The sequence below is a fragment of the Curtobacterium sp. PhB25 genome, from assembly GCF_004365375.1.
Lineage (GTDB): Bacteria > Actinomycetota > Actinomycetes > Actinomycetales > Microbacteriaceae > Curtobacterium.
Genome location: NZ_SODR01000001.1, coordinates 436,276 through 452,017 on the forward strand (window position 1 = coordinate 436,276; position 15,742 = coordinate 452,017).

16 protein-coding genes are annotated in these 15,742 nt (G+C 70.8%); 9 read left to right on the top strand and 7 right to left on the bottom strand.

The features are described 5' to 3' along the window. Positions 1–191: 191 nt before the first annotated feature. Both EDF51_RS01970 and EDF51_RS01975 read left to right on the top strand, forming a co-directional pair. Positions 192–1,466: an ammonium transporter gene (locus EDF51_RS01970; RefSeq protein WP_111086361.1), complete on the top strand. Its 1,275-nt coding sequence runs from the start codon at positions 192–194 to the stop codon at positions 1,464–1,466. A gap of 109 nt (positions 1,467–1,575) precedes the next feature. Beyond that, the gene (locus EDF51_RS01975; protein ID WP_134193725.1) at positions 1,576–2,226 is read left to right on the top strand and encodes a tyrosine-protein phosphatase; all 651 of its coding nucleotides are present in this window, start codon (positions 1,576–1,578) and stop codon (positions 2,224–2,226) included. 139 nt (positions 2,227–2,365) lie between these two features. On the opposite strand, the gene EDF51_RS01980 is transcribed toward EDF51_RS01975, so the two are convergent. Continuing rightward, on the bottom strand, positions 2,366–3,337 hold the full coding sequence (locus EDF51_RS01980) for an aldo/keto reductase (protein WP_134193727.1): 972 nt from the start codon (positions 3,335–3,337) through the stop codon (positions 2,366–2,368). 167 nt (positions 3,338–3,504) lie between these two features. Between EDF51_RS01980 and EDF51_RS01985 the strand changes: the two genes are divergently transcribed. Beyond that, positions 3,505–4,473: a beta-ketoacyl-ACP synthase 3 gene (locus EDF51_RS01985; RefSeq protein WP_132100472.1), complete on the top strand. Its 969-nt coding sequence runs from the start codon at positions 3,505–3,507 to the stop codon at positions 4,471–4,473. A 38-nt stretch (positions 4,474–4,511) separates the two neighbouring features. Here EDF51_RS01985 and EDF51_RS01990 read toward each other — a convergent pair whose 3' ends face one another. Further along, entirely contained in the window at positions 4,512–5,420 is a 909-nt protein-coding gene (locus tag EDF51_RS01990) for a hypothetical protein (RefSeq protein WP_208321810.1), read from the bottom strand. 38 nt (positions 5,421–5,458) lie between these two features. Here EDF51_RS01990 and EDF51_RS01995 point away from each other — a divergent pair, with 38 nt between their 5' ends. Beyond that, a complete protein-coding gene (locus EDF51_RS01995) occupies positions 5,459–6,088 on the top strand; it encodes a hypothetical protein (RefSeq protein WP_134193729.1) in 630 nt (209 codons plus the stop codon). A 35-nt stretch (positions 6,089–6,123) separates the two neighbouring features. Here EDF51_RS01995 and EDF51_RS02000 read toward each other — a convergent pair whose 3' ends face one another. From EDF51_RS02000 to EDF51_RS02020, 5 genes are all read right to left on the bottom strand, one after another. Beyond that, positions 6,124–7,083: a hypothetical protein gene (locus EDF51_RS02000; RefSeq protein WP_134193731.1), complete on the bottom strand. Its 960-nt coding sequence runs from the start codon at positions 7,081–7,083 to the stop codon at positions 6,124–6,126. A 471-nt stretch (positions 7,084–7,554) separates the two neighbouring features. After that, on the bottom strand, positions 7,555–7,923 hold the full coding sequence (locus EDF51_RS02005) for a flagellar assembly protein FliW (protein ID WP_111086356.1): 369 nt from the start codon (positions 7,921–7,923) through the stop codon (positions 7,555–7,557). Next, positions 7,920–8,801 carry a flagellar hook-associated protein FlgL gene (gene flgL, locus EDF51_RS02010; protein ID WP_123292714.1) on the bottom strand — a complete coding sequence of 294 codons (882 nt, stop codon included), beginning with the start codon at positions 8,799–8,801 and terminating at the stop codon, positions 7,920–7,922. The genes EDF51_RS02005 and flgL overlap by 4 nt, the downstream gene beginning before the upstream one ends. A gap of 2 nt (positions 8,802–8,803) precedes the next feature. Next, the gene (gene flgK, locus EDF51_RS02015) at positions 8,804–10,225 is read right to left on the bottom strand and encodes a flagellar hook-associated protein FlgK (RefSeq protein WP_134193733.1); all 1,422 of its coding nucleotides are present in this window, start codon (positions 10,223–10,225) and stop codon (positions 8,804–8,806) included. 4 nt (positions 10,226–10,229) lie between these two features. Beyond that, positions 10,230–10,715, bottom strand: coding sequence for a flagellar protein FlgN (locus EDF51_RS02020; protein ID WP_123292716.1), 486 nt, complete (start codon positions 10,713–10,715; stop codon positions 10,230–10,232). 459 nt (positions 10,716–11,174) lie between these two features. On the opposite strand from EDF51_RS02020, the gene EDF51_RS02025 reads away from it, so the two are divergent. The 5 genes from EDF51_RS02025 to EDF51_RS02045 all read left to right on the top strand — a co-directional run bounded on the left by EDF51_RS02025 (position 11,175) and on the right by EDF51_RS02045 (position 15,255). Continuing rightward, positions 11,175–11,993, top strand: a complete 819-nt coding sequence (locus tag EDF51_RS02025; RefSeq protein ID WP_123938152.1) for a sigma-70 family RNA polymerase sigma factor — start codon at positions 11,175–11,177, stop codon at positions 11,991–11,993. 117 nt (positions 11,994–12,110) lie between these two features. Continuing rightward, the gene (locus EDF51_RS02030; RefSeq protein WP_207896253.1) at positions 12,111–12,950 is read left to right on the top strand and encodes a flagellin; all 840 of its coding nucleotides are present in this window, start codon (positions 12,111–12,113) and stop codon (positions 12,948–12,950) included. A 104-nt stretch (positions 12,951–13,054) separates the two neighbouring features. After that, on the top strand, positions 13,055–14,443 hold the full coding sequence (gene fliD / locus EDF51_RS02035) for a flagellar filament capping protein FliD (RefSeq protein WP_243837062.1): 1,389 nt from the start codon (positions 13,055–13,057) through the stop codon (positions 14,441–14,443). 10 nt (positions 14,444–14,453) lie between these two features. After that, positions 14,454–14,927, top strand: coding sequence for a flagellar export chaperone FliS (locus tag EDF51_RS02040; protein ID WP_123292717.1), 474 nt, complete (start codon positions 14,454–14,456; stop codon positions 14,925–14,927). Beyond that, a complete protein-coding gene (locus EDF51_RS02045) occupies positions 14,917–15,255 on the top strand; it encodes a hypothetical protein (protein ID WP_131846871.1) in 339 nt (112 codons plus the stop codon). The genes EDF51_RS02040 and EDF51_RS02045 overlap by 11 nt, the downstream gene beginning before the upstream one ends. Positions 15,256–15,742 lie beyond the last annotated feature (487 nt).

A 15,742-nucleotide genomic window follows, 5' to 3' on the forward strand; every position in this document is an offset into this window, starting at 1 on the left:
GGGATCCGCTGACCGGTCGGTGCACCCCCTGTCCAGGGGGCATCGGGCCGTGCGAAACACGACGTTTACAAACCGCGCCGTCGCGTTACATCCGCGAAACACATCGTGCCCCCTCGTGAAACGTCACCTCGCCAGACTCGGTGTCACCCGAGGCGGTCCAAGAGCCGCTCGTGCAATCGAGAGGTGAACAGATGCTTGATCAGGGCAACACGACGTTCGTGTTGGTCATGGCGGCGCTGGTGTTGTTCATGACACCCGGCCTGGCCTTCTTCTACGGCGGCTTGGTGAAGGCCAAGTCCGTCATCAGCATGATGATGATGTCGTTCGGTGCGATCGCACTCGTGAGCGTCCTGTGGGTGCTCTACGGCTACGCGATCGCCTTCGCCAACCACGGTGACGGCACGGCGGTCTCCGGTGTGGTCGGGTTCTTCAGCATCGACTGGAACCAGATCGGTCTCGGCCAGGCCTTCGAGGAGGCGCAGTCCTCGAACATCCAGGCGGCGTACCCGTCGATGGCGTTCGTCGGCTTCCAGGCCACGTTCGCGATCATCACGGTCGCCCTCATCTCCGGTGCGATCGCCGACCGCGCCAAGTTCGGCGCGTGGATGGTCTTCGCCGGCATCTGGGTCACCGTCGTCTACTTCCCGGTCGCCTCGTGGGTCTTCAACCTGACCTCGGGCTGGGCCGCCACGTGGGGCGTCATCGACTTCGCCGGTGGCACCGCGGTGCACATCAACGCCGGTGCAGCAGGTCTCGCCCTGGCGCTCGTCCTCGGCAAGCGCGTCGGCTTCGCCAAGGGTGCGCACAAGCCGCACAACCCGCCCTTCGTCCTGCTCGGTGCCGCCATCCTGTGGTTCGGCTGGTTCGGCTTCAACGCCGGCTCCGAGGGCGCTGCTGACGGCATCGCCGCGATCGCCTGGGTCAACACCCTCGCCGCTCCGGCCGCCGCCATCCTCGGTTGGCTGCTCGTCGAGAAGCTCAAGGACGGCAAGGCCACCTCGGTCGGCGCCGCCTCGGGTGCCGTCACCGGGCTCGTCGCGATCACCCCGGCATGTGCCAACCTGACCCCGGGCTGGGGCATCCTGCTCGGCTTCGTCGCCGGCATCATCTGCTGCTTCGCGATCGACTGGAAGTACCGTCTCGGCTTCGACGACTCGCTCGACGTCGTCGGTGTCCACCTGGTCGGCGGCATCGTCGGCACGCTGTACCTGGGCTTCTTCGCCAACGACACCGGCCTGATCTACTCCGGTTCGTTCGAGCAGCTCGGCAAGCAGGCCACCGCGGCCCTGGCCGTCGGCATCTACTCCTTCGTCCTGGCGTTCGTCATCGGCTTCCTCATCGAGAAGACGATCGGCTTCCGCGTCAAGACCGAGGACGAGGTCGCCGGTATCGACACCGCGGTCCACGGCGAAGAGGGCTACGTCCTCTACGAGCAGACCGACGACTCGCCGGTCTCGGTCCGCTAGCCAGCAGACACCAGCTCCACCAGCACCACCCGCACGACGACGGGCCCCGCGCACACAGCAAGCGCGGGGCCCGTCGTCGTGCGGTCTGTCGTCTGGCAGGGTTGACGGCATGACGACGACGTCGACCCTCACCAACCTGCGCGAGGTCGGGGGGCCGGGCCTGCAGGACGCCCGCTCCCGCGCCGTGTACCGCGCCAACACCGAACGCGTCGGTGCCGACGCCTACCCGCACGGACTCGCGGCCGTGGTCGACCTGCGCCGTGACGACGAGGTCGCCCGCGTCCCGCACCCGCTCGGCACAACCGACGGCTACCGGCTCGTCCCGCTGTTCGACCCGTCGACCGTCGAGTCCGGCGCCCAGGCCGTGCAGCTCGAGGAGCAGTACATCGACTGGCTCGAGCGCCACCGCACCGGGATCGCCGCCGCGTTCCGCGCCATCGCCCGGTCCGACGGCGACGTGCTCGTCTGCTGCTCCGCCGGCAAGGACCGCACCGGCGTCGTCAGCGGACTGCTCGCCCGATTCTGGGGTGCGTCGATCGAGGCCGTCGGCGACGACTACGCCGCCAGCGCTGCCGGGCTGGCCGATCGGTTCGCCGCAGAGCGTGCGGTCAGTACCGACCCCGAGGCCACCGCCGTCGCGCAACGGTGCGTGCCGGAGACCATGACCACCGTGATCCAGCACGTCGAGGCGCGGTGGGGCAGCGTCACCGCGTACCTGCGCTGGGCCGGGCTGACGGACGCGGAGATCGCAGCACTCTGACGGGCGTGCGTCGTCCTGACGGCTCGCCACGTGCGGTGGTCGCAACGGCGGACGGGAGGCACGGTGCGCGTCCGACGCGCACCGTGCCTCCCGTCCGTGGCCCTGATCGCGGGCCGTGGTTCCGGCCCGTTCCGTCAGCTCACCAGGCGTAGTCCTCCGGTGAGGTCTTGTGCCCCGGGAAGATCTCGTCGAGCCGGTCCAGCGCACGCTGGTCCAGGCGGATGTCGACGGCGCGGACCGCGGACTCCCACTGCTCCATCGTGCGGGGACCGGTGATCGGCGCGGTCACACCGGGCTGGTGGAGGAGCCACGCGAGGGCGATCTCGCCGGGCGTGTGGCCGAGCTCCTTGGCGAACGACTCGTAGGCCGTGAGCTGGTCGCGGTGCCCCTCGACGTACTCCGCGCTCCGACCCGACAGACGGCGGGAGCCGTTCTCGGTCTTCTCGATGACACCACCGAGCAGACCGCCCTGCAGCGGCGACCACGGGATGACGCCGAGGCCGTACTCGCGGGCGGCGGGCAGGACCTCGCGCTCGATGTCGCGCACCACGAGGTTGTAGATCGACTGCTCGCTCACCAGGCCGAAGGTGTGGCGGCGCTTCGCGGCCTCCTGCGCCTGGGCGATGTGCCAGCCGGCGAAGTTCGACGACCCGACGTACAGGACCTTGCCCTGCTGCACGGCGACGTCGATCGCCTGCCAGATCTCGTCCCACGGGGTCGCACGATCGACGTGGTGGAACTGGTACAGGTCGATGTGGTCCGTCTGCAGGCGCTGCAGGCTGGCGTCGAGCGACTGGCGGATGTTGAACGCGCTGAGCTTGCCGCCGTTCGGCCAGTCGATCATGTCGCCGTAGACCTTGGTCGCCAGGACCGTCTTCTCGCGACGGCCGCCGCCCTTCGCGAACCAGCGGCCGATGATCTCCTCGGTGGCACCCTTGCCCACCGAGCCGCCATAGCCGTTGGCGGTGTCGAAGAAGTTGACGCCGAGCTCGTGGGCCCGGTCCATGATGGCGTGCGAGTCGTCTTCAGTGGTCTCCGGGCCGAAGTTCATCGTGCCGAGCACTGCTCGTGAAACCGACAGCCCTGTCCGTCCGAGGTGTGTGTAGTCCATGACTCCGGTCTACGCGCTCCGAGGGGCACCCTGCCAGGCCCTGGGAGTACCGGTTCTGCATGCTGGGTCGCTGTAGTGCTGGGCGCGGTGCTGCGTCCCTGCGTCGCTGCGCCGCCGCATGCCGTCGGGGGCATGTTCTGGTTCAGGGGAGGAGTACCGTGACGACGGTGAACACCCCAGCACTCCGTGGCAGCCGGATCCTCGGGTTCGGTCACCACCAGCCCGAACGCATCCTGACCAACGACGAGCTCTCGACCATGGTCGACACCAACGACGAGTGGATCCGTACCCGGACCGGGATCCAGACCCGCCACATCGCCGGGCCGGACGACACCGTCACGTCGATGGCGATCGAAGCGGGCCGCAACGCCCTCGCCGACGCCGGTGTGTCGCCCTCGGCCGTCGGACTCGTCATCGTCGCCTCCACCACGCACCAGGACCGTGCGCCCTACACCGCCGGTCGCGTCGCCGCCGCCCTGGGCATGACGAACGGCCCGGCGCCGATCGACATCAACACCGCGTGCAGCGGGTTCGAGTACGCGCTCGCCCTCGCCGACCAATCGATCCGTGTCGGGTCCACCGACGTCGCGCTCGTCATCGGGTCCGAGACCCTCTCCGCCATCGCCGACTGGACCGACCGGTCGACCTGCGTGCTCGTCGGCGACGGAGCCGGAGCTGCCGTGCTCGGCGCCGCCGACGTCCCCGAGATCGGGCCCGTCTCGTGGGGCAGCGTGCCGCACCTGCTCGACGCGGTGCGGGTCGAGGGGTCGCCGGGTCGGTTCAACCAGGAGGGCCGATCAATCTACCGCTGGGCCATCACCGAGGCCGAGGGGCACGCCCGCAAGGTTGTCGAGGCCGCCGGGCTCACCATGGACGACATCGAGGTGTTCGCGTTCCACCAGGCGAATCTGCGGATCATCGAGCCGCTCGTCACCGCACTCGGCGGGGAGTCGAAGTTCGTCATCCGCGACGTCGTCGAGTCCGGGAACACCTCGGCCGCCAGCGTGCCGCTCGGGTTGTCGAAGGCATGGGCGCGTGGCGACCTGCCCGAGGGCGTCCCCGCGCTGCTGTTCGGCTTCGGCGGCGGGTTCGCGCACGCCGGACAGGTCGTCAGGACGCCGGTGCGGTCGTTCTGATCGGGCCTCGGTCGTTCTGATCGGGCCTGCCGCCCGGCTCAGCGCTCGGGCGTCTCCGACCAGAGGTCCTCGTCCTTCGCGGAGCCGCGGCGCCAGCCGAGTTGCTTCTGCTGCTTGGGCTCCTTCAGCTGCTTCTCCTTGGGCTGCTTGTCCTTCGGCTGCTTCTCGGGCTTCGCGGGCTTGGGCTCGAGGATGATCGGGAAGTGTGCCGACGGCGGCCCGAACCCGGTCCGCGAGGCCTGGATGACCTTCCGCCCGAGCGCGTGGTTGCCGAGCCCGCCGACGGCTGCGCCGATCCCGAACGGCAGTGCACGGCCGAGCACCGACGTCCCCTGACGCACTGCGAACCGCTTGATGAACTGGTCGCGGACCTGCCCGCCGAGGCCGTTGACGACCTGCTTCGGCAGGGAGGAGGTCACCATCTCGCCCCAGAACGCCGTGCGCGCCTGACCGCCGGCGATCTGCCCGCCGAGCTGCTTGATGAGCTGTGTGCCCGGAGCACCGAGGATCATCGCCATCACCAGGGTCCGTGCCCGTTCGGGGTCGTCCAGGGCGATGCCGTGCACCTCGGTCACCGACTGGGCGAACAGCGCGGTGGTCTCGAGGAACCCGACCGTCTCCGCGCCGCTCAGCCCGAGGGCGGCCACCATCCCGACGCCCGGGATGACCGCACTCGCACCGACCGCTGCGCCACCGGTGGTGACCGCGGTGAGGTACTGCCGCTCGAGGATCTGGATGACCTCGGCGGGGGTGGCGTCCGGCTTGCGTCGGCGGATCGCGTTGACGTGCGCCACGACCACCGGGCGCTGGACGCTGATGGCGCGGTCGAGCCACTTGACCCACCCGCCGGGTTGTTGCGGCTGCGGGGTCCGGGAGTCGTCGGGCATGGGGGAGACCTGGGCGTTCGGCAGCGGCACGATCGCCTGGTCCTTCGGGGAGCGGGCCATGCGCTCACCGTACGCCGGGCATGTGGGAGGCTCGCTGGATGGACATCGACGGCGCGCCCGGTCCGGCTGACGACGCTCGGCGGGCCTCCGGGTTCCTGACGGTCGCCGAGGTGCGCGGCTTGCTGCCCGAGGTCGTCGTGCTCGACCCCGGCTCCGTGCTCGTCGGCGCGGACGTCACCCTTGCAGCCGGGGTGGTGCTCTACCCCGGAGCCGTACTCGAGACGCGTGCCGGGGGCTCGATCACCGTCGCATCCGGCGCGCGGCTCGGTCCGGGCCCGGTCTCCGTCGTCGCCACCGCGGCCCGGGTGACCATCGGTTCCGGTGCCGAGCTGGGCCCGGGGTCCGTCACGATCACGGCGACCGGGGTGGACGTGCTCGTGGGGGACGGCACTCGGTTGTCGGGCGGCTGCCTCGTCGAGGGCCCCACCGAGCTCGGCGCCGGTGCCCAGGTGCTCGGGACGGTCGCCGTCCGTGACGCCGAGCTCGCAGCCGGGGGCGACCACCGCGAGCCCGACCCCGATCGGCGTGCCGGTGTGGTGAAGGGTGTCGGGCGGGTCCACGGCGTGCGGGTCGGCACCGGCGAAGTGATCGTCGGCGGTGGCGTGCCGAGTGCACCGCTCGTGGTCGAACGGCAGCGTGCACACCACCGGGAGGCGCCGAGCCACTGACCCCGGCCGGGCCCTCGGAGCCGCTCGCCTGCGCGTCACCGGCACGGGACACCGCTCCGGCGGAGTGCTGCACGCACGCGGTCGGGCTGCATGAGGTCGGCCCACGACAACCGGATGACGAACCGGACCTCGGGGAACGACCGGACGAAGTCCTCGCGACGCTTCTCCTGCCAGTGCGCCTCGGCGGTGCTCCGCCCCTCGAGCATCGTCGGGTCCTCGTACTTCGCGCGGCCGTCGACCTCGACCACGACGCCCTGATCCGGGAACCAGAAGTCCACGACGGCCGTCCCACCTCCGGTCCGTCGGAACTCGTACTGCTGCACCGGCTCCGGTGCCCCGATCTGCCGGAAGCGTACCCGGCACACCGACTCCGCCGGCGACCCCGACAGCGCCGACCCCATCCCGATCGCCACCCCCGCCTTCTCGGACCCCTTGCGCTCGTGGGACGAGAGTTCGTCGCGGAGCATCTCCGGCAGGACCCGTCGCTCGCGCAGCGCCTGATCGATCATCGGAACGGCCTGGTCCAACGGTGCGGTGGCCGAGAGATCGACGAGCGTCCGGACCAACGACGTCACCGGCGCCCCGTCGATCTCGATCGGCACGGTCGGCGGCGTCCCTGCCCATCGTCCGCCGGAGTCGTCGATCGCATGCCCCGGCCTGACCCGGGCAAGCGCCGTGGTGTCCGGCCTGGTCAACCGAGGGTCGACGACCTCGACTCGGTCGGGAGCCGCTGCGGTGAAGGGCAGCCGGTGCACGGTTGCCGCGGAGGAGTGCGAGAACGCCCGGGGCAGTCCGACCGACGGGACCGTCGCCCGGACGAGCAGGAGCAGACGGTCTTCGCTCCGCAGCCCCTGTACGAGCGACGGATCGACCAGCACGCCGGGCCGAATCGAGGCAAGCGAGCCGCGATGCACGCGACGCTGGAGCGCACGCCGTTCAGCGCTCGGATGGTCGCCGGTGCGGATGAGGGGGAAGGCCAGGACTCGGTCGTTCATGTCTCAACGATCGGCGGTGCGAGCCGACCACGTCGGTTCGGAGCGACGATCTGTGGGAAACGAGCCGGGCCTCCAGTCTGTGGAGGGATGAGGCGGACGCACGGCGCGACAACATCGATGTCGCACGACGTCGATGTTGTCGTCGGGCGGCGCGTGCAACTGTTGCGCACGCGCGGGTGCGACGAACTCGATGTCGTACGACATCGAGGACGTCGTTCGGGGTCGACGGGTGACAGGGGCCTGCGGGGATCGGGGCCCCGGGCCGAGGGCGTACGCGTGTTCGATGCCGGACCGACGCCCGTGCAAGGTGCGACAACAGCGATGTCGCACGACGTCGATGTTGTCGTCGGGCGTCGCGTGCAACTGTTGCGCACGCGCGGGTGCGACGAACTCGATGTCGTACGACATCGAGGACGTCGTTCCGAGTCGACCAGCCAGGCAGCTCGTGCAGCCGCCAGCCCCCCGCAGCACCTACGCCCGCGCGAGCTCCGCCCGCAGCGGCAGGTCCTGGTCCTCCAGGATGAGCTGCGCGCCCACGGCGGTCCGGGCGTTCACGACGATCGGCGCGAGCAGGTTGACGGTCGTGCCGGACGCGCCGGGGTTCGCCACCACGAGCAGCATCGCGTCGGCAGGGTCGGTCAGCTCGAGCCCAGCGGCCTGCTCGTCGGTGAGCTCGGGCGAGTACGACGGCAGGTGCACCGCGGCGTCGAGCACGAACAAGCGCGAGGAACCCCCGACGAGGGTGAACAGGCCCTCGGCGCCGTCCACCGGGGTCAGCGTGAAGACCGGTGCGGGGGACAGGCCGAACGGCGGGACGGCGAAGGTCAGGGAGATGCTCATCGGAGGTAGTCCATCAGGGTCGGCTGCAGGACCTTCGCGGTGACGGCGAGGGCTGCCTGGTAGTTGGTCTGCTGCACCTGCAGGTCGAGGACGGCCTTGGCGAGGTCTACGTCCTCGATGCCGGCGCGGCGGTTCTCGAGCGAGACGGCTGCCGTCTTCAGCGAGTCCTGGGCGGCGAGGGCGGTCGCGTGCCGGACACCGACGTCGGCCTGGGCGCCGCGGACGGCCCCGAGCGCTCCGTCGACGTCGTTGATCCGCGCGTTCACGTTCACCCCGTTCTGCAGGTCGCTGACGATGGAGTCGAGCACGCCGAACACGGACGACGCGCCGGTGCCGAAGACGTCGGCCCCGGCGGTGTCGACGCGCACGGTGGTGCCGTCGCCGATCCGGCGGGAGACGTCCGTGCCGGAGGCCGCCCACCCGGTCGCCGGGTCGTACGCGGCGGCGGCGGTCGAGGCGCCGGCGAAGACCGAGCGGGTGCCGTAGGTCGTGTTGGCCCGTGCCTCGAGGTCGGACTTCAGCGACTGGAACTGCGTGATGAAGGCGTCGCGGTCGGTGTCGCTCATGGTGCCGGAGTTCGCCGCCTGCACGGTCAGGTCCCGCACGCTGTTCAGCACCGAGTAGACGCTGGACAGGGCGCTGTCGGTGGTCGCGAGCCAGGCGACGGCGTCGTTCGCGTTGCGCGTGTACTGCGCGGCGGCGGCCTGTTCCTTGCGGACCTGCATCGACGACGCGGTGCCGACCGGGTCGTCGGACGGCTTCTGGATCGCCTGCAGCGTGGTGGCCTGCTCGGTCAGCTGCGCCACGCGCGCCGCACCGGTCTGCAGCCGTGCCGAAGCCGCGGCCATCGACATCTGGGTGGTCACCCGGGTGATCACGATCAGCCCCTCCCGACGAGTCCGACGCGGTTGATGATGGTGTCGAGCATCTCGTCGACGGCGGTCAGGACGCGTGCCGCGCCCTGGTACGCGTGCTGGTAGCTCAGCAGGTTCACGTTCTCCTCGTCGAGGTCGACGCCGGCGCTCGACTGCTGCTGGGTGCGCGCGTTGGTCAGGGCGAGTCCGGTGAGCGTCGACTCAGTCGCGGCCGACCGGGAGGCGGTGCCCACCCCCGCCACGAACGTCGCCCAGGTCGTGTCGGCGGCTCCGGGGCCCGTGCCGAGTCGTGAGAGCGCGTCGGCGAACGAGTCGTCGAGCTGCCCCGCCGCGTTCCGCGTCGCCAGGCCGCTGCCGTCCGTCGGGACGACCGACAGGCCCTGCGCGGCGGGGACGCCCGTCGCGAGGGCGAAGAACGCGGTGCCGGTGGTGCCGGCCGGGGTCGTGCCGGTGGCGTGCACGGCGTTGACGGTCGCCGCGAGCTGGGTCGCGACGGCGTCGTAGGACGCGGCGGCCTGGGCGAGCGCGCCGCCCGTGCCGTTCCCGTTCGCCGGGGCGAGGACGGCGAGGGCGCCACCGATCGACCCGCCGCTCAGGGACACCGCGCCGGCGGTGCCGGAGGTCCAGGTCAGGGTGACCGCGGCGCCGTCGGCGAGGCGTTCGCCACCGCCGAGAGCGACGGCGCGGGCGTCGGTGCCCTGCACGAGCGGGTTGCCGCCGAGCAGCACGTCGACCGTGCCGTCCGCGTTGGTGCGGGTCGTCCCGCCGGCGAGCGTCGCGATCTGCTCGGTGAGCTGGTCACGCTGGTCGAGGAGTTCGTTCGCGGTGCCGCCGGAGGCCAGTGCGGTGCGGATCCGCCCGTTCAGGTCGGCCACCTGCTTCGCGGCGTCGTTCAGCTGGGTCACCTGGCCGGCCGCGGTGCCCCGGACCGAGGACCACTGCGCGTCGACGGCCTTCGACCCGGCGACCAGGGCCGAGGCGACGGTGCCCGCTGCGCCGAGGACGGCGCTGGCGGCACCCGGGTCGTCGGGGTGACTGGCGAGTTCGCTCCACGACGACCAGAAGGCATCGAGCTTGGCGCTCAGGCCGTCCTTGCCGGGCTCGTGCAGGCCGGTCTCGAGGGCGGACAGTGCCGTCGCACGGGCGTCGGCGTAGGCGGAGGACCCCGCGGCGACCCGGACGCCGACGTCGAGCGTCAGCGATGCCAGGCGGGCGATGCCGTCGACGGAGACGCCCTGACCGGCGAGGGCAGCGGTGCCGCGCATGAACCCGGTCTGGGTCGCGGGGATCGAGTTCTGCGTGACGCGCTGCCGCGTGTACCCGGCGGTGCCGGCGTTCGCGATGTTCTGGCCGGTGACGTCGATGCCGGCACGGGCTGCGGCGAGGCCGGAGTACGCGGTGGCGAGGGAGCCGAAGGTGCTGACCACGGGGTTACAGGGTCCCCTCGAACAGGCGGGCGCCGTCGGAGCCGGGACCGGAGGTGCCCGAGGCGTCGTACGTCGCTGCGGTCGTCACGGTGCCGGCGAGGGTCTCCTCGGTGGCCTGGGCGGCGGTGCGCAGGAAGCGGTCGTTCTCGTCGCGCAGGGCGCCGATCTGGGTGGTCAACTCGACCATCGCGGTCAGGTGCGCGGCGAGGATCTCGCCCCACGGGCCGTTCGGCGCTGCGGCGACGACGTCGCGCAGGGGTGCATCGGCGGGGACGCCCCACTCCTCGGCGACCTCGGCACTCGACGCGGCGCGCTCGAGTCCGGTGCTGCGGAGTCGTTCGAGGACCTGCTCGACCTCGCGGCTGGCGTGTGACACCCAACGGGAACGGCCCGCGGTGAGCAGGAGCTGCTCCTCCTCGAGCTTGAAGGTGAGCAGCTCGAGCAGTTCGCGTTCGCGCCAGAGCACGGCGGACAGGTCGTTCACGCTCATCAGCTCCTCCCGTGTGGTGTGGTTCGTCGGGGCGGACCCCGGTCCGCCATCATGCGGACACCAGGATCTATCGACTGGGCGGCGGTGGACGTAAGCGCCCGGGGGACGCGGCTGCGTGCGACGGACACTTGCCGCGCCTCCAGAACGGACGAACGTCACCCAATGTGGGGACGGGAACGGGCGTTCTACGCGCTGGGTCCCCCCAAATGCCGACCGGGAAACACCGCGAATGCCCCCGCACTGGGGACGGATGAACCCCTGTTCAGGACATTGCCAGCCGATACATTCAGAACGCACCACGAGGGCGACCTCGAACCGCGCCACAGGGGCGCGGGGTGCACCGCTCGGAGGGAACCGGGCGGGTCTTCGGCGTACGCACCGGCCATCCGAAGCCGGCGTCCGTCGTGCCCAGGGACGGGTGAGTCGAGACAGTCACGTCAGGTCGATCAGGGGATCAGCATGGACCGCACCGCACGCAACGCGATGATCGTGGAGCACCTCCCGCTCGTGGGCTACATCGTCGCCGACGTCCGCTCCCGTGCCACGCACCTGGACCGCGACGACCTCGCCGCCGTCGGCTCCCTCGCCCTCGTCGCCGCTGCCGACGCGTTCGACCCCACCCTCGGCGTCCCCTTCGGCGCCTACGCCCGGACCCGGATCGCCGGAGCCCTCGCCGACGACATGCGCTCGGCCGACTGGGCGTCCCGCGGCACCCGGAAGCGGATCCGCGAGACCCTCGCCACGCAGGAGGCCCTGTCCGCCCGACTCGGCCGGAGCGTCGGCGTGCAGGAGATCGCGGACGCGATGGGCGTCGACCGGCAGACCGCCTCGGACGCCATGAGCGACGCGGCCCGCATCGTCGCGCCCCTCGACGAGACCGTGCACGACCTCGTCGCAGCCGACCTGCCGTTGCCCGGCGACGACCTGCTCGAGACCGAGAAGCGTCGCTACCTGCGCGCAGCCGTCGAGGCGCTGCCCGAGCGGATGCGCTTCGTCGTCGAGGCCGTCTACTTCGGGGACCGCTCGGTGACCGACGTCGCCGCGGAACTCGGCATCACGCACTCCGCCGTCTCGCAGCAGCGCTCCGAGGCGATGCGCCTGCTCCGCGACGGACTGGCCGCCCACTACGGCGACGGCGGTGCCGCCGCCGAACCCGCCTCGCGCACCACCGCGGCCCGCCGGAGCGCCTACCTCGCACGCGTCGCGTCGAACGCCGCCGCCGGCGTCGCACGTGCCGTCCACGACGCGACCGCGCCGGTCGCCGTGGCGGCGAGCTGAACCGTCGACGGGTATTTCCGTCGATTCCCTAACGACTCCCGGCACCCGGTCGAGAGTCATCCACGTCAGCCCACGGACGGGCTGTAGTACGACCCAGCATTCACGGAGGAAACCACCATGGGTATGTCCATCAACACCAACCTCTCGGCACTCAACACGTACCGGAACCTCAACTCGACGCAGAACGACCTGTCGAAGTCCCTCGAGAAGCTCTCGTCGGGTCTCCGCATCAACCGTGCTGCCGACGACGCGGCCGGTCTGTCGATCTCCGAGGGGCTGAAGTCCCAGGTCGGTGGCCTCACGGTCGCCGCCCGCAACGCGCAGGACGGCATCTCCGTCGTGCAGACCGCTGAAGGTGGCCTCACCGAGACCCACTCGATCCTCCAGCGCATGCGCGACCTGGCCGTCCAGGCCGGTAACGACTCGAACAACGAGGACTCGCGCACGGCGATCACCACCGAGGTCGGCGAGCTCACCAAGGAGCTCACCCGCATCTCGCAGTCGACCAACTTCAACGGCATCAACCTGCTCGACGGCTCCGCCGGCGCAGCGGGCGTCCTGAAGTTCCAGGTCGGCGCCAACGGCGACGCGGCGAGCCAGATCGACGTCGACCTGTCGAAGTCCAACGTGGAGTCCGTGTCGACCGCTGTCGGCGCCCTCACCTTCGACAGCGCGACGAACGCTCAGGCCGCCATCACCGCGATCGACGAGCAGATCAAGTACGTGTCCGCGGCACGTTCGAGCATCGGTGCTGTCCAGAACCGCTTCGACCACGCCATCAACGTGACGAACGTGGCCAAGGAGAACCTCACCGCTGCCGGTTCGCGCATCACCGACGTCGACATGGCCGAGGAGATGGTCAAGTACACCCGCGACAACATCCTCAGCCAGGCCGGCACGTCGATGCTCGCGCAGGCGAACCAGAGCACGCAGGGCGTGCTCTCGCTCCTGCGCTAGCACCCACGACGCCGCCTTCCGGGATCGTTCAGGCTTCCCGGGAGGCGGCGTCGCCCTCCTGACCATCCCCACGACGCCAGGGAGTGTCGACGATGTCATCGTCCGTGTCCTCGAGCACCAGCCTCGCGATCGACGGGCTCGTCAGCGGGCTCAAGACGACCGACCTCATCAACTCGTTGATGAGCGTCGAGGGCGTGCCGCAGACCCTGCTCAAGAACAAGCTCACGAGCACCAACTCGTTCATCTCGTCACTGCAGACGATCAACGGGTTGGCGCAGGCCCTCGCGACCAAGGCGAAGGACGCCGCCAAGGCGACTTCGCTCGACCTGTTCACGGCCACGAGCTCGTCGTCGGGCGTCACCGCCGTCACCGGCACGAACGCGAGCGCCGGGTCGCTGACGTTCAGCGTCGGCTCGACCGCTTCGGCCCAGGTCGGGGTCACCGCCGCGATGTCCACGTGGTCGGCCGCTGCCGAACCGATCACCCTGGTGGGTGCCGACGGCACGAAGACCACCGTCACGCCGTCGTCGGGCTCCCTCGACGACACGGTGTCGGCGATCAACAAGTCCGGGGCCGGCGTCACCGCCACGAAGGTCGCCGCGGGTGCGGCCGCCGACGGCACCAAGCTCTACCGGTTGCAGCTGACGTCCGCCAAGACCGGGGCCGCGGGTGGTTTCGAGGTGCACCGGGGGACCGCCGAGCAGGTGGCCGCGGGCACCGCGACGAACGTGCTGACCGAGGTCGGCGCCGCGGTCGTCGCGCAGGCGAAGGACGCCAGCGTCACGCTGTGGGCCGGCACCGCCGCCGAGCAGACGATCACGAGCGCGACGAACACGTTCACCGACCTGGTCCCCGGGCTCAGCGTCACCGTGTCGAGGGCCTCGACGGATCCGGTCACGGTCGGCGTCGCGCAGGACACCACGAAGGCCCAGTCCGTGGCGTCCGGACTCGTCGACGCGATGAACGCGGTCTCGGCCTACTACAAGACGAACACCGCGGTGACGAGCACCACGAGTGCCACCAGCGGATCGACGACCACGACCGCCGGGGTCCTGATGGGCGACGGCACCACGCGCGACGCCGTGCAGCGCCTGGGAAGCACCATGTCGGCGCCCGTCGGCGGGAAGTCGCCGTCGTCGATCGGCATCTCGATCACCAAGGACGGCAGCTTCACCTTCGACGCCGAGGTCTTCCAGAAGGCCCTCGCCACCGACCCCGAGGGCACCCAGGCGATGCTGTCCGGTGTCGCCGCGAACGTCGGCGCCGCCGCCACCGCGGCGTCCGACAAGTACGACGGGTCCATCACCACGACGATCACCGGCCAGCAGGCGGTCGCCAAGGACCTCAACACCCAGATCGACAGCTGGACCGACCGACTCACGATGCGCCGCGCATCGCTCCAGACGCTGTACTCGTCGCTCGAGACCAGCCTCAGCAAGCTCCAGTCCCAGTCGAGCTGGCTCGCCAGCCAGCTCGCGGCGACGACGAGCTGACGGGATCACCATGACCTTCGACTTCCAGGCCGCAGCCTTCCGCCAGGCCGCGCAGCCCCGCACCGTGACCGACCAGCGTCGCGCCCAGTACACGAACGAGGCCGTCCTGTCGGCCACCCCGGCGCAGCTCGTGACGATGCTCTACGACCGGTTGCTGCTCGACCTGCACCGCGCCGAGGCCGCACAGACCAGCGCCGACTGGGACGCCGCCCGCGAGCAACTGCTGCACGCGCAGGCGATCGTCGGCGAGCTGTCGTCCACGCTGCGGATCGACGTCTGGGACGGCGGCGAGGGCCTGCTCGCCGTCTACAACTACGCGTCGACGTCCCTCATCACCGCGAACGTGCACCGTGACGTGCAGGCGACGCGCGACTGCATCCGGATCCTCGAACCCCTGCGGCAGTCGTGGCACGACGCTGCCGCGTCGCTGCCGGCGACGCCGGCCCGCCAGCAGTCGACGGGCGGAGCCCTCGGTGTCGCTTGAACCGGCACCGTCGCCTGAGCAGGTGGTGTCGCCCGAGCAGGTCGACCACCGCCTCGTCTGGGAGGCCCTCCTCGACTCCCTGGAGCACGACGCCGCCCGACAGGCGGCCGACCCCACGGCCGTGGTGGGGTGGTCGGAGCCGGCCGGGCTGGGTCCGGTGCCGCGCGAGTTGGTGGGGCGTGCCTCCCGGCTGCTCGCTGCGCAGCGCGACCGCATCGCGGAACTGGAGTCGGACCGACGGGCGACGCTCGAGCACCTCGGTGCGCTGCGCGCGGTCGACGCGACCCGCGAGCCCCGTGGCGCGGTCTACCTCGACGCGTCCGCCTGACCCGTCGCGCGCTCGACTCGGTACGACATGCTCGACGTCGTCCGACATCGATGGTGTCGCCTGCGCGCGCGTGCAACCCCGGGCGGGCGCAAGGTGCGACGGGGTGGTCGTCGTACGACATCGATGCTGTCGTTGCCCAGCGAGCGCAACCGTTCCCAGCGTGAACGGACGGCGCTGGCACCGTGCGACGAGGTGGTCTTCGTACGACATCGAGGATGTCGTCCGACCCCGGACGCAACTGTCTGCGCGTGCAAGGTGCGTCATCGTCGACGTCGTACGACGACGAGAGCGTCGTCGACCCGCGTGCGCAACTCGACGCGTGCGCAAGGTGCGACGCGCTCGATGTCGTACGACAACGGGGATGTCGTTCCACATCGGACGCCGTGGTGCCACCCCCGTTCGGGGCGAGGGCTAACGCGGCCGGGGACGGGCACCGATAGCGCCACACGAGCACGGATCGCTCACCAGTTCGGCCACGGATCGGCCA